Here is a 24,675-nt window from a genome sequence, read left to right as displayed (position 1 = left end):
CCGGGCAGGCAATGACAGGGGCCCGAAAGGGCCTCACTCCATGGCGCCTGGCGGGGTTCGGCGACGGATAAAGGGCGGCTGGTCAGGGACTTGGGGGCGGGTTGCCGGGTTTCATCGCGGTTTTCTTAACCCAGGCTGTCTGCGCCGTGGCTTTCGGTGGACGGTAAAATACCCCCTTGCTCTACTCCCCGTCAGGTTCAAACAACCGCAGCGACAGGCGGCCCCGGCAGGCTAAGCGCACCGGGCAAGGGAATGGTTTAGGGAGAAATGGGCATGGCAGTGGGCAAGTGGTTGATAGCAGGATTGGCAGCGCTGGCGCTGCTGGGGTGTGGCAGTGATGACGAGGAGGGCGCAACGGGGGAGGGTCCCACCATCGCCTCGTTGCGGATTAGTCCGGAAGAGATCAGGGTGCCCGTTGGCGTCGAGCAGCAGTTCCAGGTACAGGCGACCTGGGATGATGGCGCCGTGCAGGACGTGACCGGGCATCCCGACCTTGTCTGGAGCAGCAGCGACACCGCCGTGGTCAGGGTGGATGAGCAGGGCCTCGCCACGGGGGTCGGCCCGGGCACGGCCACCCTGACCAGCACGGGTACAGTCAATGGTGAGTCTCATAGCGCCACCGCCAGGGTGGAGGTGATCGATGCCTATGTGACAGAGCTGCAACTGACCCCGGTCACGGCCAGGGTGCCGGTGGGATTGAACCAGCCCTTCGTGGCCATCGCCACCTTCTCCGACGGCCAGTCGCGAGACGTGACCAAGGCCGCAGGTCTGCAGTGGCGCAGCAGTGACGAGGGCAGCGCCCTGGTCAGCAACGAGGCCGGCAACAAGGGCCTCGCCACCGGGGTGGCGGTCGGGGAGCCGAACATTGAGGCCAGCGGCACCCTCAACGGCGTCTCCTTCCAGGCGTCGGCCCCGCTGACGGTGACGGATGCGGTGATCACCGGGCTGGACATCCATGCCCCCGAGGATCCGCTGCCCATGGGGTTGAGTGCGCAGTTGCACGCCTTCGCCACCCTGTCCGATGACAGTGATCCCATGGAGGTGACCGAGCATGATGCCTTGACCTGGCACAGCAGCGATCCTGCGGTGGCGAGCATCAGCAAGACCGGGCTGGTTACCGGGCTGACTCCGGGGAGTGCCACCATAGGGGTGAGCGGCATGATCAACGGTGTCTCCCTCGAGGCGACCGAGCCGCTCAGGGTGAGCTCGGCCGCCGTCATCGGGCTTGAGGTGCAGTCCATGGGGAGCGCCATTGCGGCTGGTCTGCAAACACAATATGTCGCCACGGCCTATCTCACCGATGGCACCTCGTTTGATGTCACCGACAACGCCCTCATTCAGTGGCAAAGCAATCAACCCGGGATAGCGAGCGTCAGCAACCAGGCGGGGAGCAAGGGGTTGGTGACGGGCCAGACGGTGGGAACTGCCACCATAATGGCGAGCGGCACCCTCGACGGCACCGCCTTCACCGCCTCGGCCCCGGTGACCGTCTCATCCGCCGTGGTGACCAACCTGGAGGTAACGCCGGCGGCTGCCTCCGTCATGGTGGGGGACAAGGTGCAATATCAGGCCATGGCCAGCCTCTCCGATGGCAGCAACCAGGAGGTGACGGACGACGACGCCATCCTCTGGTCCTCCGATGCGCCTGCCATCGCGCTCATCAGCAATGCCTCTGGCAGCCGGGGGGAGGCGAGCGGCCTGAGCGAGGGGGTGGCACTCATCAGCGCCAGCCTGGGGGGCGTCACCAGCACGGCGGTCCGGCTGAGCGTGATGCCGACGGCCCCCGAGGCCCCCATCATCATCGAGCCACGGCAAAACCAGTTGGCCTCGTTGCAACTGAGCCCGGAAGCCTTTGCATTCTGGAATACGACCTCCATCAACTCCCTCGAGGGGCAGAGTGCCCTGAAGGATCTGACCGGACAGGTCTACAACCAGTTCAGCGATGCCTTCGACTTCATCACTGTGGTGATGAACAACGACGATGTCCCCGCGGACATGCCCACAGGTGAATATGCCCACGTCAGAAACGATGTGGCGGGCATAGGCCTGGGTATGTTTGATGAGACGGCGGCGTTTCACTCGGATGGCAAGCTGCAGGGGGTTTTCTTCCTCTACAAGAAGAAGTACCTGTCGACCTCGACCTATGGCCCCATACTGCACGAGATGGCCCATCGCTGGGCGAACTGGGTGGTGCCACCCGTTACCGGGCACTGGGCTCCCTGGCTCGGTATCGTCGGCCAGCTGAACAACGTGAGTGCCAACTACGCCGACATCGAGCTCTACCTGATGGGATTGATGGACGCCTCCGAGATGACGGATCCCGCCAGCCTCGATGCCTATGCCCTGATCCCGGCCGACCAGAAGCCCAGGGTGCCGAGCGCGGCCACCTCGCAGAGGGCGTTTCGTACTCTGCTGCTGATCCTCTCTGATCGGCCGCTCACCGCCACCGAGATCCAGAACTACAACAACGGGGCCACCCTGCTGACCCGGACCGACAACCCGTCCCAGCAAGGCACCAACTTCCACAAGATGACCCGAGGCAGAGGCACCCTGACGGTGAACGGGCTGGATACCCTGGTCAAGCCGACCCCTTAATCCGGCTATGTGACAGGCGCGAACGGACGAGTGACACGGCCGATGCCGCCCGCCCGTGAGGGACAATCATCCGGAGCCAGTCGCTGGCGCCGGATTTTTTATGGGGATGGGTCAAGGGTGTACGGGCGCTTCAGATGCCTTGGCTTCGTCCGTAAGGGGAGGTTCAGGCCGGTAACGGGTCTGCTCAATTTGATCGTGTCGCAGCAGCAGGGTATCCCCCTCCTTGAGGCGATAGGCGCAGTAGGTGCCGTTGCAGGCGATGCGGATATGGGGTTCATTCCCCAGCAGGGGCGACTGGCTATGGGCCTCGGTCACTGGCCAGGTGCCTTGCTCAAGGCTGGAAATCTGGCTGCGGGCCAGCTTCTCCCCCATCGAGTTGATGTGTTCGGCAGCCATGATGACCAGCAAGGGGGGAAGGATGAAAATGGCGAATTTCAAGTAGGCACTTTTTAGCCAAATCAAGCAGTTGAAGGTAAATGGGGCGGGATACCGATGGGCAATTTTTACCCCTTTCAGTACGACGGGAAGCAGTACGAAGAAGCGGAACAGCCACCAGGAAAGCGTCAGTCGCCACCTCGCCTTGAAAAACAGAATGCTCAGCATGATAAGCAATCCCCCTACGGTCAAAACAAGGGGGAGCACGTACGGCAGACATAGCTTGATCAGTAGATAAAAACCGAGATGAAGCGTGGTGTCAGCGGGCAGCGAGAACTCGGTGCTACCGAGCCCAAATTGGCCGACATAACCGTGGTAGTAGCGCATTCCCACGAAATACACGGCGGCAGTCAGAAGCGGGATTGCCGCGCAAAGAATGCCGACAAAACGCAGCATTCCCCCTTTCGCTTCCTCTTCGTTATTTGCGGCTCGTAGCTCTTGCAGATGTTTCTTAAGCCATTTCCGCTTCAAGACGGTTAAATCTATCTCCATGTGACGACTCTCTGTCTCAAGTGAGTTGGGTTGTGCTCATCTCTTCATGAGTTCCAGTTCGTGCCATATCAATGAAGAGAGAACGAGGGTTTGGGGCTATTCAACGAGGCTCTTCGGTACGATACAGCGCCTTGCCGCAGGCCAGGCAGGTATGGCGAAAGCGGTTGTCGCCCCAGCCGCTCTGGGGGGGGCCCAGTACCTTGTCCGATCCACAGGCATAGCAGCGGGCGCTGAGCTCATCCCCGGTGGGGCACTCGGGGTGGGCGTTCAAATACTCGGCGCGGGTAGGCAACCGTTGCCAGTCGGGATGGGCATGCCGCCTGTCCCAGAAACGCACGGCATAAAGCGGTGCCCCCATGGCGAGCAGGCCAAACAGTAAGAACAGGTCCATGCAGGGGCTCCGAATGGGGGAAGGATGGCATCAGTATGTTAGCGGCCCGGCAAGGGATACTGCCATCCCCACCTGGGTCGGTTGCAGGCTGTCGATCAGACGCCGATATAACCGCCTCAGGTGATGCTCTGTGGCTGCCCGGCCATATCGGCGGTACTTTAAGAGAGCCAGTTTCGCCTCGCTAGAGGGGGGAATGCTGACATGCAAAAAGGGGCCTGGCGGCCCCTTATGTTCAGCACGGCAAACCCGGCGTCGTCAGGCGACCTTGCTGTTGCCAGCCAGGGTGCGGGCCAGCAATCCATCTGGATTGTGGATAGCATCCTTCGTTTTGACATCGATTATTTCGATATTTGCGAAGCGCTCCCTGTGCTTGATGGCAACGTCGTGGGCCAGGATGACGCAGCGGGCGTTGGCCACGTCTTTGGGGGTGATGTGGTTGATGATGCCGTTGGCGCCCTGGGTCTCCACTTTGAGCTTGATGCCGGCCTTGGCGGCCGCCTTTTGCAGGCTCTTGGCGGCGAGGAAGGTGTGGGCCACCCCTGAGGGGCAGGCGGTGATGGCGAGCACTTCTGCCTCACCTTCCGCTTCGATGACCTCATAACCGCCATCCGGGGTGGTGACCTCTTCCTCGTCGGTCACCGGTTTTTTCAGCAGGTTGACGATAAGGGCCGTGGTCAGGGCGCCGAGCACGGTTCCCAGGATGTAACCCATCTTGCCTTCCACCACTGGCAGCACTATCCAGCCGCCCCAGGGGGCGTGGTTGATGCTGTGCATCATGAAGCCGGTGATGTTGCCGACTATGCCGCCCGCGACTATGGCCGGGATGACGCGCACCGGGTCGGCGGCGGCAAAGGGAATGGCCCCCTCGCTGATGCCGATCATGCCCATGATGGCGGCAGCCTTGCCCGCTTCACGCTCTTCTTTCTTGTAGCGACGGGGGGAGAGCAGGGTCGCCAGTGCCATGCCAAGGGGCGGCACGCAGATGGCGATGCCGACGCCTCCCATCAGCCAGGGCTGGGTGTTGACCTGGGTCTGGGCAAACAGGGTGGCCACCTTGTTGACCGGGCCGCCCATGTCAAAGGCGGTCATGCCGCCGAGGATGGCCCCCAGCATCACCTTGCCGGAGCCCGCCATGCTGGAGAGCCAGTGGTTCATCCCCTCCATCATGGCGGCGATGGGCGCACCTATCACCCACATCACTATGCCGCACACCAGGAAGGTGCCGATCAGCGGATAGATGAAGATGGAGCCGAGCGAACTCATGGAGTCCGGCAGCTTGATGCGTTTGAGCTGATTGACGATGAGGCCGGCGATAAAGCCCACCAGGATGGCGCCGAGAAAACCGGTGTGGAATTGCTGCACCGCTATCCAGGAGCCGATCATGCCGGGGGCCAGGCCTGGCTTGTCCGCCATTGAGTAGGCGATGTAGCCGCCGAGCACGGCGGTAAAGAGGGTGAGCCCGGCGATGCCCATGTCGGCCATGTCCTTGAGCACACCCGCCTCGGGCACGGCGCCCTTGCCGCTCATCATCACCGAGAGCGACAGCAAGACGCCCCCCGCGACGATGAAGGGAATCATGTGGGAGGTGCCAAACAGCAGGTGCTGCTTGAGGGTGTTGAGCTGGCCCTTGATGCTGCGATCCTGGGGTTCGGGTGCGCTGGGTTGCGGCGCCCTGATCTGGGCTGGCTTGTTGCCCGCCGCACTGGCGGGAGCCTGGGCCGCCAGCAGCTTGAGCACCTCGGCCTTGCTGGTGGCTGCTTGCACCTGCGGGATAAAGCCCGGCTCCAGCAGCTTGGTGGAGAGCTCGGCCAGCACCTCGATATGATGGTTGGCGCCCCCTGCCGGGGAGGCAATCATGAAGAAGAGTCTGGAGGGCAAGCCATCTTCGGCGCCGTAGTCTATCCCCTGGCGGCTGATGCCGATGACGATGGCGGGCTGCAGCACCGCCTCGCTCTTGGCGTGGGGCAGGGCGACCCCCTGTTCAAACCCTGTGTTGTCGAGGTTTTCCCGCGCCCAGAGGTCGCGCACGAACTGATCCTGACTGGCTATCTTGCCGCAGGCCTTGAGCCGGGCGGCCAGCTCGACAAAGAGCCCCTGTTTGTCGTTGGCCGCTATGTCGAGGCAGATCAATCCTTCGTCTATCAAGGAGGTGAGCATAGGTGTCTCCTGGCTCCTTCTTGGAGCCGTTGCGATGGGGAACAATTGACCCGCCTATTGTTTCGCTCTTGCCCCAGAGTCGAAATCGGATATATGTGCCCTTTACTGGATTTTTGTGTCATCACCCCCGTCCTGTGACCCCGCTCGCATTTTGAGGTCGTCTTTCCAGTTTGATTGGTTGTTTTTTTAATTCATTTAAAAACAATTAGTTAAGTTTATTTCTGATGCGATTGTCAGAGGTGGGCGACGATATACCTATCCCACACCAGGAGCGCGGGTTGGAGATTTGTGTGCTGTGGCCACGCCCTGAAATGTGAGCGGCCCGGCAAAAGTGCGGCCCGGGAGCGGCTTCGCATGGGCGAAGCGGGCCCAATCGGAGGTCGTGAAAAAAATGTGCATAACCAGAAGCCCCGGGCAAGGGCGGTGACAAGGCCGAGGTGGATAATTTCAATGTATTGATAATCAAAGAAAATATTGAGTTTAACCAGATCGCTTCAGGTGGCTTTTATATGGTTTCATAAGGGGCTGCAAACTGTTTTTTAGATTGGTTTTTGCATAATAAATCGTTTATTTAGTTGGACAATCGGGGAAGACTTGGTGTCCAATCGGGTAGAGCAGGTTGGCCAACAGTGCCGTCAGCCAGTGTGTAACCCGAGATGTAAGGAGACATCCTGATGGAAAAACTTGACCAAGAAATCGACACCATGCGCCAGGAATTTGAGTCACAGGGGCAAAAACAGGCCCATGACAAATGGCAAGCCAGGGTCGATGAACTGCAGCGGGAACGCTCGGAAGTTCCCCAGCCGGAAGCGGCAGAACACTAGCCCCCGACGGCCATGATGACCATCGGTTGAGCAGATAATGAAAAACCACCGCCCTGACTCAGGGCGGTGGTTTTTTTCAAGGTGAAAGGGTGCCCTTATTTACAGGCGGTAGACATTCTGGGCTATGTCGAAGTGCGCCGCACTCTCCCCCGTGCCGCCGTTGAGCACAGTGTGGAAGAAGGCCGCCACCTTCTTGTTGGTGATGGCGTCCCCCTCGAAGTAGGCGTGGGAGTCCCCCACCTGGGGCTGATCGGTGAAGTCGACGTAGGTGGCCGTCCTGGAGTCCAGCTGCTTGGTGTAGTGACCGAGCCGCGCCTTCTGCTGCTCCCCCATCTTCATCCGTGACGCCAGGAGGGCGCTGTCTCTCTCATTGATGGTGATGTAGAGGCGGTTGCGACACTGGATCCGGTCGACCCACTCGGCGTGGTGCTCGTTGTTGGTGTCCGCGGCCACCATGACGACATTGTCGAACAGCAGGTGATTGGCGTTGTAGGTGCTGCTGCCGAGCAGGTGCTTGAACAGGTAGTTGCCCATGCTGTGCAGCATCAGGTTGATGGTGAAGGGGCAGCGCTTGTTCACCTCCTTCGAGAAGTAGCGATCCCAGGCCTCGCCGTTGCCGGCAAACTTCTTCTGGGCCTTGCCCTCCAGCTCGGTCACATACTGGGCATTGAACTCCTCGAGCAGCAACCTCATCTTCTCCAGCACCCGATCCAGGGCCCCGGCAGAGGCCAGCGCATCGCGCTTGTCACTCTTGTAGCTCAATACCCCCTGGGCGCCCCCGCCATTGGCGGGCCAGCTGAAGCAGAGCACCTCGACCCCATACTGGGCTTCGAGGCCGGCCGCCCGCTCCAGCACATCCTTCAGATCGTTGTTGAAGCCGTGGACGAACAGCAGCAGGTGCTTGCCGGTCTTGAGCTTCTGTTTGCCCGTCCCTGTGCCGGCACAGCGCTCCAGCAGCTTGCGCGCCACATAGGCGCTGGCCGGGTAGCTGGCGGCGGGATCCAGCCCCACGCTCTCGGCCATCTCGGGGGTGATCTGGTCGGGCAGCAAGTCCAGCTGCCATTTGTCTCCCTGGCGGCTGGCCTCCGCCAGTCGCAACTCATTCGGGCCTGCCTCCGGCCTGTCGCCGAAGACGCCAAGGGGGGTCTTGCTCCCCTCGTTCACCACACGGTTGGTCACTATAAACACTCTGCTCTCCTTCTCTCGTGCCCTCGTCAAGTGGTCAGTGACTCGTTTGAAATCCTGACCGATGGAGAAGAGCCTAGTCGGGATCCGGCCACTCGTCCTTGGGGCAGAAACGACAAGGGCCATCCGAAGATGGCCCTTGTGGATTCAGGGGGGCATGGCGCTCCCTAGCAGCGGTTGCCGGCGCGGGCGACCCGCCCCTCGGCCAGCAGCCGGTAGCTGCCGGTGGCAGCGGGGACGAAGGCGGATTTCCCCTTCTCCAGGCGCAGTGACTGCTCACCTTGCTGGAGAGTCACTGTGCCATCTATGGCAAACAGTATCTCGGCGCTGGCGGTGGTGAGGGCATGCTCACCGGCCGGGTAGACGCTGAAGGTGAAGTCAGGTACCGGCACCTCGAAGTGCTGCACAGCCCCTTCAAGGTGGGGGGCCAGCAGGATTTGATCGTCCGGCTTGGGCAGGCAGCGGGTGCAATCCAGCAGCTCTGCCACGTCTATGTATTTGGGGGTGAGCCCGGCGCGCAGCACGTTATCGGAGTTCGCCATGATCTCAAGGCCGGTGCCGCGCACATAGGCGTGGGGGGTGCAGGCGTCCAGATACATGGCCTGACCCGGCTTGAGCGTCACCACGTTCAGCAAGAGCGGCGAGAAGAGACCGACATCCCCCGGGTACTGGGCGGCCAGGCTGGTGATCAGCGCAAAGGTCTCGTCATCCTGACGGGCGGCGGCATAGGCCAGCAGGCCAGTCAGGGCCTCTTCCTTGCGCGCGCCGTCCAGGATCAGCATCTGGTGGAAGAAGTGCTGCAAGCCAGCCTCATCCTGTGACTGGCGCAGCGCCGCGGTCAGCTCGGCCAGCGCCGGCAGCGCCATGGCATCGAACAGCGCCAGTATGGCCGGGATGGCGCGAAAGCCGTTCATCGCCTGATAGGGGGTGAGGGCAAACACCAGCTCCGGCTTGTGGTTGGGGTCTTTGTAGTTGCGGTTGGCTGCCTTGGGCGAGATGCCGGCGGCCTCTTCCCTGGCAAAGCCCGCTTCGGCCTGGGCCTTGCTCGGATGCACCTGGATGGAGAGGGCCTTCTCGGCGCACAGCACCTTGAACAGGAAGGGCAGGCTGCCGAAGCGGGCGACGGTGGCGTCCCCCAGCACGGCGGCGGGGGCGCTCTCTATCAGGGTCGAGAGTTTCTGCACATCTCCCGCCAGGGTCACCTCGGAGCAGCCGTTGGGGTGGGCCCCCATCCAGAGTTCCGCCTGGGGTTTGCCAGCCGGATTGGGGATGCCAAACAGTGTGGTGAGGGCGTCATGGCTGCCCCAGTCATAACCTTGAATCGGATTTTGCATCAACAGAAAGGAGGGCAGATCTCGACTGCTCATAAGGGACGCCTCATTTGTCGTGAAGAAAGTGGTTTGAAGAAAAGGGTGGAATTGACGGTCCGGCCCGGACTATAACATGGGCGGCCTTTGCCGCCGCAATCGCTTGCCTCTCTCTTGATCGGGATCATCATGTCACTCATCTTCAGCCAGCTGCTCGACGGCGCACTCCACGACCAGGTTCCCTTTGAACAGATCTGGTTTGCCCAGGATCAGGGGGTGCCGCCCGGCTTCAGCTACCAGGTCAACTTTCCCCGCCTCGAGCTGGTATTCAGCGGCGAATACCTCAACCAGATCTGGGACAGGGAGTCGGGTTGCCAGGAGGTCAGCGTACTGCCGGGGCAGGCGCTCTACATACCCCCGAACGGCTGGAACAAGCCGCTCTGGACCACCGACTGCTCTGTGCTGAGCCTGCTGTTTGGCAAGCGCCAGCTCGGTTTCAGCCTGGTGAGCAAACGCCGGGAAGACCCGGATTTCTTCGATGTGCAAAAGCACAGCATCATGGCCCGGGCCGGCCATGTGAATGAACACATACTGGCGGCACTCAACGTGCTGGTGGAAGACCCGGGTCGCTCCCCCACCGACAACCACCTGTTGCAGGCGCTGCTCACCAGCGCCCGTCAATTGCTGGCGGAGTCCACCTTCGAGCGGCCGAGAGGGGCTGACTTGTTTCACGGCATCTGCATCTATATCCAGGAGAACTTTCACCGCCCCATCACCCGTGACTCCATCGCCCACCGCTTCAACGTCTCGGCGAGCCACCTCTCCCACCTGTTTCGCGAGCAGGGGCACATGCGCTTGGCCGATTACATCAGCTGGGTGCGCATCGATCGGGCCAAGTTCATGCTGAAAAAATACCGGTTTCGGCTAGAAGAGGTGGCCAGCCGCTGTGGTTACAGCGATGTGAACTATTTCTGCCGGGTGTTCAAGCAAAAGACAGGGCTGACCCCCTCCCAGTACCGCGCCCTGAGCCAGCCTCAGGGGCAGAGCGAGAGCCTGACGCCATGACGACGGCGCTCGCCATGACGGAACTGCACGGGCTTGAGCCTCATGGGGAGCGGACGGAAGCGGCGCATTGTGATCCAGTCCCCGACTATGGTCGGACATGCACGCCCGCCATTTGATTATGCAAATGGATGGGCTAAGATGGCCGCGCGCAACGATCAGATTGATAACAAACGGAAGTTAGGAGATGCCGATGGAAAGCAAAGTAGTTATCCCGACCCAGGGTCAGAAAATCACAGTCGATGCCAGCGGCAAGCTGCACGTTCCCCACAACCCCATCATTCCGTTTATCGAAGGGGATGGCATAGGTGTGGACGTGACCCCGGCCATGCTGAACGTGGTGAACGCTGCGGTCGAGAAAGCCTACAAGGGCGAGCGCAAAATCGCCTGGATGGAGATTTATACCGGCGAGAAATCGACTCATGTCTATGGCGAAGGTGCCTGGCTGCCGGCCGAAACCCTGGATTTCATTCGTGAATACTGCGTGGCCATCAAGGGCCCGCTGACCACCCCGGTCGGTGGCGGTATTCGCTCCCTCAACGTGGCCCTGCGCCAGGAGCTGGACCTCTATGTCTGCCTGCGCCCGGTCCGTTACTACGAAGGGACCCCGAGCCCGGTCAAGCACCCCGAGCTGACCGACATGGTGATCTTCCGCGAGAACGCCGAAGACATCTACGCCGGCATCGAGTGGAAGGCGGACAGCGATGAAGCCAAGAAGGTGATCGCCTTCCTGCAAAACGAGATGGGCGTGAAGAAGATCCGCTTCCCCGAGTCCTGCGGCATCGGCATCAAGCCCATGTCCAAGGCCGGTACCGAGCGTCTGGTCCGTGCCGCCATCGAGTACGCCATCGACAACGATCGTGACTCCGTGACTCTGGTGCACAAGGGCAACATCATGAAGTTCACCGAAGGTGCCTTCAAGGATTGGGGCTATGCCCTGGCCCAGAAAGAGTACGATGCCCAGCTGATTGACGGCGGCCCCTGGTGCTCCTTCAAGAATCCGAAGACCGGCAAGACCATCATCGTCAAGGACGTCATCGCCGATGCCTTCCTGCAACAGATACTGCTGCGTCCGGCCGAGTATGACGTCATCGCCTGTATGAACTTGAACGGTGACTACATCTCCGACGCCCTGGCCGCTCAGGTCGGTGGTATAGGCATAGCCCCGGGCGCCAACATCGGCGACGGCGTGGCGCTGTTCGAAGCGACCCATGGCACTGCGCCCAAGTACGCAGGTCAGGACAAGGTGAACCCGGGTTCCCTCATCCTCTCCGCCGAGATGATGCTGCGCCACCTGGGCTGGACCGAAGCGGCCGACCTCATCGTCAAGGGCATGGAAGCGGCCATCGCCAACAAGACAGTCACCTATGACTTCGAGCGACTGATGGAAGGCGCCACCCTGCGCTCCTGCTCCCAGTTCGCCCAGGACATGGTCGACCAGATGTGATCGGAAATCCGAAAAAGCAAAACCGGCGCCATGAGCGCCGGTTTTTTTATGGGTGACAGGCCAGAAAGCCTGAAGGTGCCGCCGTCAGGTGGTCTTTTCCACGTGCTGCTGGTAGAGCTGCTGCCATTTGCTGCTTTCGGCCTCATCCCCCTGCGCCTGCCAGAACTCGCAGATGGAGTTGGCGAGTTCGGAAGCCATGGCGTGATCGCCATCGCGACGGCTCATCAGATATTGTCCAAGCCAGCTTTGATACTGTTTCATAGCCCGATCTCCTTATCTAAGGTGCCCCTGGTGTCGTTCGCCGGCACAGGCCGCCAGCATTGACTCAACCGGGTCACTTGTGGTGCTGCGCCCAAGCTCGTTGTGCCCACCGGACTGGGTGGTGATCTTGCAGGATCAAGGCGACAACGGGGCGCAGATGTCAAAAAACGGCCTCTATCGTATCACAAAATAACCAACTTGGGGGGATTGACGGCAAGGGGAGGGGCACGGGGGGTAGCCAAGCTTGGGCAAAGAGCATGCCATCTTGCTGATCCCAGAAGAGAAAAACCCGCCAGGGTGGCGGGTTTTTCGGTTGAAAAAAAGATCAGAGCTGGGCGGTGGCGAGGTATTTTGCCATCTCCTCGGCGGGTACCATGCCGCCGCCGGTGGCCCACACCAGGTGAGTGGCCTGCGCCATGCGCCGGGCATCCAGATCGCGCGATGCCTGCCAGTCGCCATCGGCGCTGACCCGCCAGGGGCCCGGCATGCCGGCCAGGGCCGAAGGCTCGAGGCGGATCTGCTCGTCCCGGGCCAGCAGCCCCAGCAGGTCATACATCTCCTGGTCGCTCAGGGTGTAGAAGCCATCGAGCAGCCGCTCCATGGCGCGACCGACGAAGCCGGAGGCGCGTCCCACCGCCAGGCCATCGGCGGCGGTGAGGTTGTCTATGCCCAGATCCTGCACCGCAATAGCGTCGTGCAATCCGGTGTGGACCCCGAGCAACATGCAGGGAGAGTGGGTGGGTTCTGCGAAGAAGCAGTGGACGTTGTCCCCGAACGCGAGTTTCAGGCCAAAGGCCACGCCCCCCGGGCCACCGCCGACGCCGCAGGGCAGGTAGACGAAGAGCGGGTGCTCGGCATCCACCACTATGCCCATCTCATCAAACTGCTTTTTCACCCGCTCGCCGGCCACCGAGTAGCCGAGGAAGAGGGTGCGGGAGTTCTCGTCGTCGATGAAGAAGCAGTTGGGATCGCGCTCGGCCTCCTTGCGCCCCTGCTCCACAGCTACCCCGTAATCTTCGGCGTATTCCACGACGATCACCCCGTGTTCGCGCAACTTGCGCTTCTTCCACTCCCGCGCATCGGCGGACATGTGGACGGTGACGGTGAAGCCGAGCTTGGCACTCATGATGCCGATGGACATGCCGAGGTTGCCGGTGGAGCCCACGGCAATGCTGTACTGGCCGAAGAGCTGGCGGAACTCGTCCGTGAACAACTTGCGATAGTCATCTTCTTCGCGCAGCAGACCGGCCTTGATCGCCAGTTGCTCTGCATGGGTCAGCACCTCGTAGATGCCGCCACGGGCCTTGATGGAGCCGGAGATGGGCAGGTGGCTGTCTTTTTTAAGCAACAACTTGCCGGTCAGCTCGACCCCATAACGCGCATTGAGCGTTGCCTGCATCGCCGGGATAGCCGCTATCTCGGACTCCAGAATGCCCTTGCTGGCGCGGGTCTCGGGGAAGGCGTCGCACATGTAGGGGGCGAAGCGGGCCAGGCGGGCGGAGGCATCCGCCACATCGTTGCTATCGAGCCCCACATAGGGCAGACCGACCGCCAGCGTAGTGGCATTGGGGTTGAACCAGGTGACAGGCTCGAGTGCTATCAGGGATTGCACCAGCGGGAATTGGGTAATGAGCTGTTGGACGTCGATGTTTTTCATGGGATGTCTCTGTCTTTTACACGATATAGGAGAGCAGGAAGGTACCGGCCAGCGCCATCAGGGAGGCGACAAAGGTGGCACTGGTGTAGTACTTGAGCGTTTCGTTCAGGGTGGCGCCGCAATACTGTTTGACCAGCCAGAACAGGGAGTCGGTCACCATGGTGCAGCCGATGGCGCCTGAGCCGATGGCCAGGGTCATGATTTCGGGGCTGATGTTCGGGTAGTGCACCATGATAGGGGAGACGATGGCGGTGGCCCCCATCATGGCGACGGTGGCGGAGCCCACGGCGGCGTGCAGCACTATGGCCACCAGCCAGGCGAGCAGTATGGGGTGCATGTCCAGCTGGGAGAGTATGGTCGCCAGGCTGTCCCCCAGGCCGCTGGCCTTGAGCACGCCGTTGAAGGCGCCGCCCGCGCCGATGATCAGCAAGATGTTGGCGATGGAGGAGAAGCACTCCTCGGTCTTGTCCAGCAGCCCTTCCATCTTCATGCGCTGACGGATCCCCAGCACGTAATAGGCGGTGAAGGCGGCGATGAACATGGCGGTGATGGGGTTGCCGATAAACTCCAGCACTGTGTAGAGGTGGCTTGCATGATCCATGTTGAGCTCGGCCACCGTCTTGGCCAGCATCAGCAGTATGGGCAGCAGCACGGTGAAGAGGGAGGCGCTCAAGGTTGGTAGGCTTGTCTCATCCCGGGCCTTGATGTCGGCAAAGGCGGCGGGCACCTCCTTGAACGGCACCCGTTTGCCAAGCAGTTTGAGGAACAGGGGGCCGCCCACCAGGGAGGCAAAGAGCCCGACCGCGAGGCCATAGACGATGACGGAGCCGATGTCGGCACCCAGCTGATTGGTGACATAGAGCGCAGCGGGGTGGGGGGGCACTATGCAGTGCACGGCCATCAGGGCGGTGCAGAGCGGAATGGCCAGGGTCAGCAGCGAGGTCTTGGTCTTGCGGGCGATGGAGAAGGCGAGCGGGATCAGCAACACCACACCGACTTCGACAAACAGCGTGATGCCGCACACCAGACCGACCAGCACCATGATCACCTGGGGCGAGAGCCAGCGGCACTTTTGCAGGGCGAGACCGATGCGCTCCGCCGCCCCCGACACCTCCATCATCTTGCCGAGTATGGTGCCAAGACCGATGACGGCGGCGAGAAAGCCCAGGGTACCGCCTATGCCCTCTTCCATGGCATTGACCATCTTGACCGGGTTCATCCCCATCATGGTGCCGACATAGAAGCTCGCCAGCAGCAGGGCGAGGAAAGGATGCACCTTACCCTTCACTATGGTGAAGACAATCAGAATGATGCTAGTCAGCAAGGTACCGACGACCCACACTTCAGAATTCATACTGCGCCTCGACAAGGATGGTAAGAGATGAATGATGGGCCTATTGAACGGCAAGGGCGCCGGGCTGACAAATGATGAAAATGGCTTCTTGGGTGAGCTGAGGTGATGCAAAGGTGCCACATTCATCACATTTAGCGGTATTTATGTGACTTGGGTTCGGTTACGTCATCCTAAATAGGGGCGTCCGGGATATCATGACGGCGATGTTGAGCCTGTGATGGGGAAGGCGGATGTATACCGAAGACAACTATGTATCGAGAAACAAGCTGCTGAGCGGCTATCAGCTCTCCAAGCTGCACACCTTCGAGGCTGCGGCCCGCCACAGCTCCTTTGCCCTGGCGGCGGATGAGCTGGCGCTCAGCCCGAGCGCGGTGAGCCACCGGATAGGTGCGCTGGAAGAGGAGCTCGGCTTCAAGCTGTTCCAGCGCTTTCACCGCAAGGTGATGCTGACGACTGAGGGGCAAAGGGTCTTCTGGGCACTCAAGTCGTCGCTCGAGTTCATCAATCAGGAGATCCTGGAGATCAAGAATCAGGAGCTCTCCGGTTCCCTGACAGTCTATTCCCGCCCCTCCATCGCCCAGTGCTGGCTGGTGCCGCGGCTCGCGGATTTTTCCCGCCTGCACCCCCAGATCGATCTCAACATCATGACCGGCAACGAGAACGTCAACCTGCACGGCTATGGCATCGACCTGACGATCTATTTCGACGACAAGGTGCCGGAGCGGCTCGCCATCCACCCGCTGATGGATGAATACATGGTGCCGGTGTGCAGCCCCGAATATGCCGAGCGGCACCAGTTGCTCGATAACCCGGATAACTTGAACCACTGCCGCCTGCTGCACGACAGGCAGGCCTGGGGATATGACTCCGACACCGACGAGTGGTGCAGCTGGGCTCGCCAGGCCGGGATCTCCCTCGATGGCTGCCAGTCGAGCATGGGCTTCGATCGCTCCGATCTCGCCATCATCGCCACCATAAATCACGCCGGCGTGGCCATGGGCCGCAAGAACCTGGTGCGCCAGCGGCTGGAGCGCAACGAACTGGTGGAGCCCTTCCCGGGCAAGGCGGTCCGCTGCAATCAACGCTACTACATGGCCACGCTCCCCCATCGTCAGTGCCCCAAGATCCAGGCATTCATCGAATGGATAAGCGCCCAGGCAAAGGAAATTGATTGAATCAGGGAGAGGGATACAGAGTGCTGCCCGGACTCGCTCTCATTTCATTCGCCGTTAGAATGAGGTGGCCAATATTTGTACATTCTGTGCTGGCGGCTGTGGGCAACGGTATGGCTTGTTATATATGAATGCAGGTTCTTGGATGACACCCCTTTTATCTCTGTGACAAATACCTGGGGAAGTGGGACCGATTAACCCATGTTGAAGAAATAATGTCTGTTGAGCGGTGATCCGATAAGATCCCTGATGTGAATTAACCACAGTGAATAATCACCATGAGATTGTCAGGAATAGCGTTGGCGCTATAAAATCATTATGTTGTTATCGAGTGGACATGCTATTCTCAAAATGAGTTATCCCTGTGACATACAAAAATAATTCTGTGAGGAAGTAATGAACGAGTTTCTGAAGGTTCTGCTGAACATTCGCAGCTTGCGCGCTGCCATTCGTGAACTACCGTTTGAGCAACTGCAAGAAGCGAAAGAAAAGTTTGATCTGGTATATAACGAGCGTGCCGAGTCCGTAGAGCAAGAGCGGGCCGAGCAGGAAGAGCGTCAGCGTAAGCTGAGCGAGTTTACCGAGATGCTGCAACAGGCTGGCATAGATCCGCGCGAGCTGATCGGCAGCGTGGCCACTCCGGCCGCTGCTGGCGCGACCAAGAGCAAGCGTGCTCCGCGTCCTGCCAAATACAAGTATCAGGAAGATGGCCAGGAGAAGACCTGGACCGGCCAGGGCCGCATGCCCAAAGCCATTGCCGAGCAAGTTGCGCTGGGCAAGGATCTGAACGACTTCCTGATCTGATTGCCAGGATAGCGTCGTCAATAATGCCGCCCAAGGGGCGGCATTATTATTTTCAGGATCCTGTCTATCTATTGCCCATCCAGGAAGTCACCTAATTTGGGTCGCCCGTCCACAATAGCCATGACCATCATGAGCCAATAAAAACTATCCATTGGCGGTAAGCCAATCGCTGTCGCACCTCCCCTGCGACACAATGAGGACTCATACAGCCCATTTGTTATCTCTGATGACACAAGATGACAAATAATGACCCGTCGCTGTGGGATGAAATAGATGGATTTGCGGGCATGCCTACCGCTTTGCCTGGTCGCCCATTTTTCTATCAATGGGGAAGTGCTTGTCCCTCTCGCACTATTTTTCTTTCCCCGTGACTGCCCTATTTGACACCCCTGTTCAGACAATATGTGAATGTCATTTATCGGGTTGGAGATTGAAAAGGGGGCCTGGCGACCCCGCTGCGAATAAATAGGAAATAGGTCAGCTGACTGGCTGGCCGAGATCATTGCGAAGGGGAATGGAGCGACTGTGTGCAAATTGACGGCGCGCCATGACCCCATCGGCCAGCATGGCCAGCAGGGTCTCACTCTCTTCCCAGCCGAGGCAGGCATCGGTGACCGACAAGCCATATTGCAGCTCGCTCAGTGGCGCCGGTTTCTGGCTGCCCCCTTGCAGAAAGCTCTCGACCATGACGGCAGCAACGGCAGTGCTCCCGCCTCGCAACTGGCGGCAGAGCTCCCCGGCGACCAGGAGCTGGTTCTGGTGCAGCTTCTGGCTGTTGCCGTGGCTGCAATCCACCATCAGCCGAGGGTTGAGCCCCTGGCGCGCCAGGCGTTCGGCCGCGTCCATCACGTCGCTCTGGTGATAGTTCGGCAGGGTGCCGCCGCGCAAGATGATGTGGCCGCCCGGATTGCCTTCGCTCTTGATCACCACCATGCCCCCCTGGCTGCCAGGCGCGGTGAACAGATGGGAGGCCTCGCTGGCCAAAATGGCATCGATGGCCACCCGGATGTTGCCGTCTGTGCCGTTCTTGAAGCCGACCGGGCAGGGCAGGGCCGAGGCCAGCTGCCTGTGTACCTGGGATTCGGTGGTGCGGGCACCGATCGCCCCCCAGCTGATGAGATCCGCCAGATAGAGGAAGCTGGTGGTATCGAGGAACTCGGTGGCGGTGGCCAGCCCCAGCCGGTTGATGTCGAGCAGCAGCTGACGGGCCAGGTGGAGCCCGTGACCGATGTCGTTGCTGCCATCGAGATGAGGGTCGAATACCAGCCCCTTCCAGCCGACAGTGGTGCGCGGTTTCTCGAAATAGGTGCGCATCACTATCTGCAGGCTCTCCTGATACTCGGTGGCGAGCCGTGCCAGCCTTTTCGCATAGTCGAGGGCGGCGACGGGATCATGGATGGAGCAGGGGCCTATCACCACCAGCAGGCGATCGTCCGCCCCGCTCAGGATCTGGCGCACCTGGTGGCGGTGCTGGTCAATGTGCTGCGCCATATCGGCCGAGCAGGGGTGCTGTGCCAACAGGTCGGCAGGGGTGGGGAGCGCCTCCACCGCGAAGGCGCGCATTACCGAATTCAAAACAGCCATCTGGGATTACCTTGCTGTGGAAATGGGGTCGACGATGGGCCCGTAACGCCCGGGTGTCTGGATCAGGGGATCTGCGCCCAGCCACATCATCTTTGTTGAGAGTGATTATCATTATCTTGCTGTCAGTCTCAAATGCAAGCACTACCGAGAGGATCACCAGAGATGGGGGGGCGGGCCGTAAGAGCGGAGGGGAGAATGGCAATCAGGCCCGCTCCCGAGCGGGAGAAGGCCTGATAAGTACAAGGAATACAGGTGGTTATCAGCTATCCATCACGACGTGGCGATCCTGATGGTAGGCGTCTTCATCCTTGCCGCTGCGCCAGTAAGGCACGGCATAGACCCGCTGGCGATCTGTGTCCAGGGTTCGCCTGACATGACGACGCAGGGGCACCACCAGACCCTCTTCCCCCCCGAACCAGAAATAGCTTCCCTCGGCAGCCATGGGCTGGGCGGTGAAGTACTCCACCAGGGGGCCGGTCTGGTCCGGCGTGCCGACAAACCAGCGCAGGCTGACGCCTACTGGCAGCGACAGATCCTGCACATCTTCCTGATGGGGCACCAGCAGGGCGATATGGCCCTGAGCTTCTGCCGGCATCACCTCGGCCATGGCGCTGATGGCGGGCAGTGAGGTGAGATCGCCGGCCATGTAGTAGTGATCGGCCAGCTGCAACATGGGGTCCGGGCCGCCCGGACCCGAGATGGCGAGCCTGTCCCCCGCCTTGGCGTGGAGGGCGAAGCGGCTGGCGGGGCCGACATCACCGTGCAGGGCGAAGTCGATGTCGATCTCCAGGGCCTCGCGGCGGAAGGCGCGGATGGTGAAGGTGCGGATGATGGGCTTCTGGCTCGGATCCTCCCAGCGGGGACCCTTGGGGGTCGGGGTTGGCAGCACTATCTCGCTCTGGCCCGGCCGGGGCAGCATGATCTTGATATGGGCGCCGCCACAGCTGAAGGGGTAATCCGCCAGTTCGGGGCTGGTCAGGCAGACTCGGCGCAGATGAGGGCTCACATCATGGACATGCTTGACGGTGAGCAGGCGAGGGCGATTGACCGGGGCGGACTGTGACATTTGAGTACTCCTGACAGACGAGAGCGCTCATTTTTCATTAAATGAAAATTATTATCAATTGCTTTATGGCAGGGAAGGGGCAAGGGCAGCCGGCATGGAGGCCATGCCGGCTGCCCTGGGGTTTGACCGGGCTCTAGCTCCGATCGCTCCCTCCCAGCGCCCGGTAGATCCCGGCCATGGTCTTGAGCTGGCTCTGTTGCTGGGCCAGCACGCCGAGCTCCGCATCCCACAGTCGATTCTGCTCGTCCAGCCAGGGCTGAACCCCGGTGGCGCCCGCCAGGAAGCGGGCCCCCGCCAGTCGCTCGGCCTCTTTGGCATAGGCCAGTTGCTGCTCGAGATAACGCAGCCGCTGCTCCCCCTGCTGACGAGCGGCCAGGCCGTCCTCCACCTCCAGCAGGGCCGTATAGAGCTGCTTGCGAAACTCGGTTTCGGCTATCTGATAGTCAATCTCGGAGCTCGCGATGGAGAGCCGGGTCTTGTTGTACTCGAGGAAGGGGAGCGCCAGGGTCGCGCCCAGGGTCCCCACCGGGTTTTGCAGCACCTGGGTCAGGGTGTCCGAGGTGGTGCTGGCGCCGCCAGTGAGGCTGAGGGTGGGGTAGAAACCGGTGCGGATCTCGTCCCCTCTGGCCTGCGTCTTGCGAAGGCGCAGCTCGGCGGCCCGCACGTCTGGGCGCCTGGCCAGCACATCGGCGGGAATGCCGACCGCCAGTGTCGGAATGGGGTCCATGGCGAGGGACGTCGGGGCAAAGGTGAGCGGGCCGCTGCTGCGGCCGAGCAGCAGGCGCAGGGCGTTGCCGGCTTGCTCCCGTTGCAGGGTGAGGGAGGCGAGCTCCGCCTGCTTGCCGGCTTTTTGCTGGCTGGCCTGCACCAGATCGAGGCGGGTGACGGCCCCGGCGTCATATTTTGCCCGGGTCAGCCGCTCTATCCGCTCGTAGTTGGCCAGTTGGCGCTCGCCAAGGGAGAGGGCCGAGCCGAGATACGCCAGCTGCCAGTATTGCTCCAGGGTCTTGCCTACCAGCATCAGGCGGGTGGCGGCGCTATCCTGCTCGCTGGCCTCTGCCTCCCACTGGGCCTGATCCCGCACCGAGGCGAGCCTGCCCCAGAGATCCACCTCATAGCTCAGGTTGAAGGAGGGGCCCAGGTTGCTGCTGGCGCTGCCGTCCTTGATGTTCTTGTTGCCGCTCGCCCCCAGGCTGGCGTTGACCGACGGGGTGAGGTTGGTGTCGGCGAGATCGGCGCCGAGCAGGGCGCTCTTGAGCCTGAGCCCCGCCACCTGCATGTCCGGGTTGGCCGCGAGCACCTCATCGACAAGTTGGTTGAGGGCGGGATCCTGGAACCCCTGCCACCAGAGTCCGGCCTGCTGGCTGCCAAGATCCCGGGCGTCCTGCTGCCACGCTGGCGCCACGTCCAGCTCGGGTCTGTGGTAGGTGCTCTGTTGGCTGCAGGCACTGAGACAGGCGGTGAGCACCAGGCTAAGCGCCGTTCTTGACGAGAGGCGCTGCCCCCGGCCGGATAAGTTATGCATCATCATTCCCTCGCCAGTGCCTCGACCGGATCGAGCCGGGCCGCATTGCGGGCGGGCAGGTAACCAAACAGGATCCCGATGAGCGAGGAGCAACCGAAGGCCATCAGGATGGAGAAGAGCGAGAAACGCATCTGGAAGCTCTCCACGAGCTGGGAGAAGATAAAACCGATAAACATGGCCAGGCCGATGCCGAGCAGGCCCCCCAGCAGGCTGACCATCACAGCCTCGATCAGAAACTGTTGCAAGATGTCGGACTGGCGGGCGCCGACCGCGATGCGGATCCCTATTTCGCGGGTGCGCTCCACCACAGACACCAGCATGATGTTCATCACCCCGACCCCGCCGACGATGAGGGAGATCACCGCGATGGCGGAGACCAGCAGTGTCAGGGTGGCTGTGGTCTTCTCCACCGACTTGACGATGCTGTCGCTGCTGAAGGTGAAGAAATCCTTCACCCCGTGGCGCTGGGTCAGCAGCGCCACGGCGGCCTGCTCGGCCAGCGCGGGCTGGACCCCGTCCTTGACCCTTATGGTGATCTGGCTGAAGTGATTCTGGGAGATGAGGCGGCTCATCACGGCGCTGTAAGGCAGCCAGACATTGACCGACTGGCTGCTGGGGCCAAAGCCGGTCTCCTGGGCCACCACCCCGACGATGCGCACCGGCAGGGTGCCGACCAGCACCACCTGGCCGACGGGATCCGTCTTGCCGAGCAGGCTGGCTATGGTCTTGCCATCCACCACGGCTACCGCCGTCCGGCTGCGGATGTCCCGCTCATCGAGCAGGCGGCCCTGGGTGAGGGTCATCCCCTTGACCCGGAAAAAGTCGCTGCCGACCCCCACCACGCTGCCGCTGCTGGTCTTGTTGCGATAGCGCAGCTGGCCCGAGGTGGCGATCTGGGGGCTGGCCCCCTCCAGATAGGGCTGGCCGAGCAGGGCGTCGAGATCCCGCTCGTTCAGGGTCTGGATGCTGGCGGCCTTCTCGTCGCCCCAATCCTTGCCGGGGAAGATGTCGATGGTATTGGTGCCCATGGCGTTGATGTCGTCGATCACCTTGGCGCGGGCCCCCTGGCCCAGCGCCACTACGCTGACCACGGCGGCGATGCCGATGATGATGCCGAGCATGGTGAGGAAGGTGCGCATGCGATGGGCCAACATGGCATGCAGGGCCATGCGACCCGCCTCCCGGTAGCGATCCCAGCCCTGGCTGCCGCGCCTGGCGACGGAGGCTGTGGCGAGCCGGTCCGGCGCCGACGCGCGCGCTTCCTGCCCGGCGGCTGGTCGGAGGAGGTCGGAAGATGCCTGATCGACAGCGGGCTGCGGGATCTGCTGACTCTCCTCCCCGTGGGCCTGACTCGCAGAGATGACGGGGCTGGCCGCCGGTTGGCCGCTGTCTTCCACCACGCGCCCGTCCCGCAGGGTGATGATGCGATTGGCGTGGTTGGCCACCGCCATGTCGTGGGTCACCAGAATGATGGTGTGACCCTGCTCGTGCAGCTCCTTGAGGATGGCCATCACCTCCTTGCCGCTGTGGCTGTCGAGGGCGCCGGTGGGCTCGTCCGCCAGGATCACCTCGCCGCCATTGGCCAGCGCCCGGGCTATGCTGACCCGCTGCTGCTGGCCGCCGGAGAGCTGGCCCGGCCTGTGGTGGCTGCGATCGCTCAAGCCCAGGCGGGTCAGCAGGGTGCGGGCACGTATCTGGCGCTCGGGGCGGGATGTGCCGGCATAGATGGCGGGGATCTCCACGTTGGCGGCCGCATCCAGATGGGGCAGCAGATGGTAGCGCTGGAAGATGAAACCGAAGTGGTGGCAGCGCAGCCGCGCCAGGGCCAGGGCATCCAGGCCGGCGGTGTCCTGACCGCGAAACAGATACTGGCCGCCGCTCGGGCGATCGAGGCAGCCCAGCAGGTTCATCAGGGTGGACTTGCCGGAGCCGGAGGCACCGACTATGGCCACCATCTCCCCCGCCGCTATGGTCAGATCCAGCGGGTGCAGCACAGTCACCTCGTGCTCCCCGCTCTGATAGCGGCGCTCTATGCCCTTGAGCTGGATCAGGGGCTCGCTCACGGAACCATCTCCATCTCATCGTTCTGGACGGGCTTGCCCTGCTCCAGAGTCACCTTGTCCTGATCGTTCAGGCCGCTCACCACCTCTATCTTGATGTCATCCTTCATGCCGGTCTTGATGCGGCGAGTCTCTTTCTGCCCGTCCTCCTTGAGCAGGGTGACCTCATATTCGTTCTCCCCCAGCTTCTTGCCGAGGGCGGTCTGGGGGATGGCCAATACCTGTTTGCGTTCACCCAGCACTATGGTGACCTGGGTCGTCATGGCGACCCTCAGCTGATGGTCGGGGTTGGGCACATCGAACAGGGCGTAGTAGTAGATGGCGGCATTGCTGGTGGTCGTGGTGTTGGCGCTCTGCTCGTTGATGTTGGTGGGGGCCAGCTCGACAGTGCGCAGGGTGCCGTGATAGCGGCGGTCCGGGTCTCCGATCAGGGTGAAGTAGACCGGCATGCCGGCCCTGACCTTGGTGACATCCGCCTCCGAGATCTGCGCCTTGACCGTCATGGTATCCAGGTTGGCGAGCTTGAGCAGGGTCGGGACCGTCTGGCTGGCGGCCAGGGTCTGCCCCTGGCGGGTCACTATGCTGACGACAGTGCCATCCATGGGGGCCTGAATGCGGTTATAGCCGAGCTCCGTCTTGGTGCGCTCCACCTTGATCAGGGCGTTGTCGATGTCCGCCTGGGCGCTCTGCAACTCGGCCCGGGTGACGGCCAGCTGCGCCTCTGCACTCTCCAGATCGGCCCGGGAGCTCGCCTCCTGCCTGAACATCTGCTGCTGGCGGCGCCAGGCCAGCTCGTTCTGCTTGAGCTGCGCCTGCTTGATCTTGAGCTGGGCACGGCGGCTGGCCAGTTCGGCCTCGGCGGTCTTGAGGTTGTTCTGGGCTATCAGGGGATCTATCTCTGCCAGCAGATCCCCCTGCTTGACCTGTTGCCCGGCCTCTACCGCCAGATAGGTGACCTGACCCGAGACCTGGGCCCCCACATCCACCTGCTCTATGGCCTGCAGGACGCCGCTGGCCAGCACAGTCTGCTCCACGTCCTGACGGGTCACGGTCGCAGTCAGCACAGGGTCCGGGGTCTTGCCGGGCCAGGCCAGCCAGACCACGAGGGCCAGCAGCGCCAGGGCGAACAGGGCGTACTTGCCTGGTTTTGGAAGAGTCTTCATTTATCACCTGAACGAAACGAGTGAAGGCGTGCAAGGGCGATATCCTGCAGCAAATGGCACTTAAAAAGAAGCGAGCAATGTGTAAGAAATCATGTAGATGAAGTTGTCAATTAGGAGGTGCTGAATGTCAGCAG

Annotated in this window: 19 protein-coding genes; 6 read left to right on the top strand and 13 right to left on the bottom strand. The window is 61.6% G+C overall.

Annotated features, from left to right (window positions below):
* The first annotated feature begins 273 nt into the window (after window positions 1–273).
* Window positions 274–2,595 (top strand): Ig-like domain-containing protein, encoded by a 2,322-nt coding sequence (locus AB5Y91_RS16885; RefSeq protein ID WP_368170321.1) that lies wholly within the window; start codon window positions 274–276, stop codon window positions 2,593–2,595.
* Window positions 2,596–2,706: 111 nt separating this feature from the next.
* On the opposite strand, the gene AB5Y91_RS16880 is transcribed toward AB5Y91_RS16885, so the two are convergent.
* The 3 genes from AB5Y91_RS16880 to AB5Y91_RS16870 form a co-directional block, all read right to left on the bottom strand.
* Complete coding sequence (locus AB5Y91_RS16880) at window positions 2,707–3,522, bottom strand: hypothetical protein (protein ID WP_368170320.1); 816 nt, start codon at window positions 3,520–3,522, stop codon at window positions 2,707–2,709.
* A gap of 100 nt (window positions 3,523–3,622) precedes the next feature.
* On the bottom strand, window positions 3,623–3,913 hold the full coding sequence (locus AB5Y91_RS16875) for a hypothetical protein (RefSeq protein ID WP_368170319.1): 291 nt from the start codon (window positions 3,911–3,913) through the stop codon (window positions 3,623–3,625).
* Between the two features lie 255 nt (window positions 3,914–4,168).
* Window positions 4,169–6,070 carry a PTS fructose transporter subunit EIIC gene (locus AB5Y91_RS16870; RefSeq protein WP_368170318.1) on the bottom strand — a complete coding sequence of 634 codons (1,902 nt, stop codon included), beginning with the start codon at window positions 6,068–6,070 and terminating at the stop codon, window positions 4,169–4,171.
* 674 nt (window positions 6,071–6,744) lie between these two features.
* On the opposite strand from AB5Y91_RS16870, the gene AB5Y91_RS16865 reads away from it, so the two are divergent.
* Window positions 6,745–6,894, top strand: a complete 150-nt coding sequence (locus AB5Y91_RS16865; RefSeq protein ID WP_106886253.1) for a hypothetical protein — start codon at window positions 6,745–6,747, stop codon at window positions 6,892–6,894.
* A 99-nt stretch (window positions 6,895–6,993) separates the two neighbouring features.
* Here the strand turns inward: AB5Y91_RS16865 and AB5Y91_RS16860 are convergent, their stop codons facing one another.
* Together AB5Y91_RS16860 and manA are read right to left on the bottom strand one after the other, a co-directional pair.
* Window positions 6,994–8,082, bottom strand: coding sequence for an alpha/beta hydrolase (locus AB5Y91_RS16860; protein ID WP_368170317.1), 1,089 nt, complete (start codon window positions 8,080–8,082; stop codon window positions 6,994–6,996).
* A gap of 164 nt (window positions 8,083–8,246) precedes the next feature.
* Window positions 8,247–9,446 carry a mannose-6-phosphate isomerase, class I gene (gene manA / locus AB5Y91_RS16855; protein WP_368170316.1) on the bottom strand — a complete coding sequence of 400 codons (1,200 nt, stop codon included), beginning with the start codon at window positions 9,444–9,446 and terminating at the stop codon, window positions 8,247–8,249.
* Window positions 9,447–9,575: 129 nt separating this feature from the next.
* Here manA and AB5Y91_RS16850 point away from each other — a divergent pair, with 129 nt between their 5' ends.
* The gene (locus AB5Y91_RS16850; RefSeq protein ID WP_162520191.1) at window positions 9,576–10,451 is read left to right on the top strand and encodes an AraC family transcriptional regulator; all 876 of its coding nucleotides are present in this window, start codon (window positions 9,576–9,578) and stop codon (window positions 10,449–10,451) included.
* Between the two features lie 190 nt (window positions 10,452–10,641).
* A complete protein-coding gene (gene icd / locus AB5Y91_RS16845; protein WP_106886257.1) occupies window positions 10,642–11,895 on the top strand; it encodes an NADP-dependent isocitrate dehydrogenase in 1,254 nt (417 codons plus the stop codon).
* Between the two features lie 84 nt (window positions 11,896–11,979).
* Here icd and AB5Y91_RS16840 read toward each other — a convergent pair whose 3' ends face one another.
* From AB5Y91_RS16840 to dsdX, 3 genes are all read right to left on the bottom strand, one after another.
* On the bottom strand, window positions 11,980–12,156 hold the full coding sequence (locus AB5Y91_RS16840; RefSeq protein WP_106886258.1) for a hypothetical protein: 177 nt from the start codon (window positions 12,154–12,156) through the stop codon (window positions 11,980–11,982).
* 325 nt (window positions 12,157–12,481) lie between these two features.
* Window positions 12,482–13,813, bottom strand: a complete 1,332-nt coding sequence (locus AB5Y91_RS16835) for a D-serine ammonia-lyase (protein WP_368170315.1) — start codon at window positions 13,811–13,813, stop codon at window positions 12,482–12,484.
* 16 nt (window positions 13,814–13,829) lie between these two features.
* On the bottom strand, window positions 13,830–15,167 hold the full coding sequence (dsdX, locus tag AB5Y91_RS16830) for a D-serine transporter DsdX (protein ID WP_368170314.1): 1,338 nt from the start codon (window positions 15,165–15,167) through the stop codon (window positions 13,830–13,832).
* Window positions 15,168–15,397: 230 nt separating this feature from the next.
* On the opposite strand from dsdX, the gene dsdC reads away from it, so the two are divergent.
* Window positions 15,398–16,342, top strand: a complete 945-nt coding sequence (gene dsdC / locus AB5Y91_RS16825; RefSeq protein WP_368170313.1) for a DNA-binding transcriptional regulator DsdC — start codon at window positions 15,398–15,400, stop codon at window positions 16,340–16,342.
* A gap of 393 nt (window positions 16,343–16,735) precedes the next feature.
* Window positions 16,736–17,143, top strand: a complete 408-nt coding sequence (locus AB5Y91_RS16820; RefSeq protein WP_025327689.1) for an H-NS family nucleoid-associated regulatory protein — start codon at window positions 16,736–16,738, stop codon at window positions 17,141–17,143.
* A gap of 477 nt (window positions 17,144–17,620) precedes the next feature.
* Here AB5Y91_RS16820 and AB5Y91_RS16815 read toward each other — a convergent pair whose 3' ends face one another.
* From AB5Y91_RS16815 to AB5Y91_RS16795, 5 genes are all read right to left on the bottom strand, one after another.
* The gene (locus AB5Y91_RS16815) at window positions 17,621–18,727 is read right to left on the bottom strand and encodes a 3-deoxy-7-phosphoheptulonate synthase (RefSeq protein WP_368170312.1); all 1,107 of its coding nucleotides are present in this window, start codon (window positions 18,725–18,727) and stop codon (window positions 17,621–17,623) included.
* A 259-nt stretch (window positions 18,728–18,986) separates the two neighbouring features.
* Window positions 18,987–19,793: a siderophore-interacting protein gene (locus tag AB5Y91_RS16810; RefSeq protein WP_368170311.1), complete on the bottom strand. Its 807-nt coding sequence runs from the start codon at window positions 19,791–19,793 to the stop codon at window positions 18,987–18,989.
* A 133-nt stretch (window positions 19,794–19,926) separates the two neighbouring features.
* Window positions 19,927–21,318, bottom strand: coding sequence for an efflux transporter outer membrane subunit (locus tag AB5Y91_RS16805; RefSeq protein ID WP_368170310.1), 1,392 nt, complete (start codon window positions 21,316–21,318; stop codon window positions 19,927–19,929).
* A 2-nt stretch (window positions 21,319–21,320) separates the two neighbouring features.
* On the bottom strand, window positions 21,321–23,381 hold the full coding sequence (locus AB5Y91_RS16800) for a MacB family efflux pump subunit (RefSeq protein ID WP_368170309.1): 2,061 nt from the start codon (window positions 23,379–23,381) through the stop codon (window positions 21,321–21,323).
* Window positions 23,378–24,541: an efflux RND transporter periplasmic adaptor subunit gene (locus AB5Y91_RS16795; RefSeq protein WP_168234664.1), complete on the bottom strand. Its 1,164-nt coding sequence runs from the start codon at window positions 24,539–24,541 to the stop codon at window positions 23,378–23,380. Before AB5Y91_RS16795 ends, AB5Y91_RS16800 begins: the two co-directional genes overlap by 4 nt.
* Between the last annotated feature and the right edge of the window lie 134 nt (window positions 24,542–24,675).

The sequence above is a fragment of the Aeromonas sp. R4-3 genome, assembly GCF_040908275.1.
GTDB lineage: Bacteria > Pseudomonadota > Gammaproteobacteria > Enterobacterales > Aeromonadaceae > Aeromonas > Aeromonas rivipollensis.
Note: the sequence above shows the minus strand (reverse complement) of the source record. Positions and strands in the feature narration are given on the sequence as shown.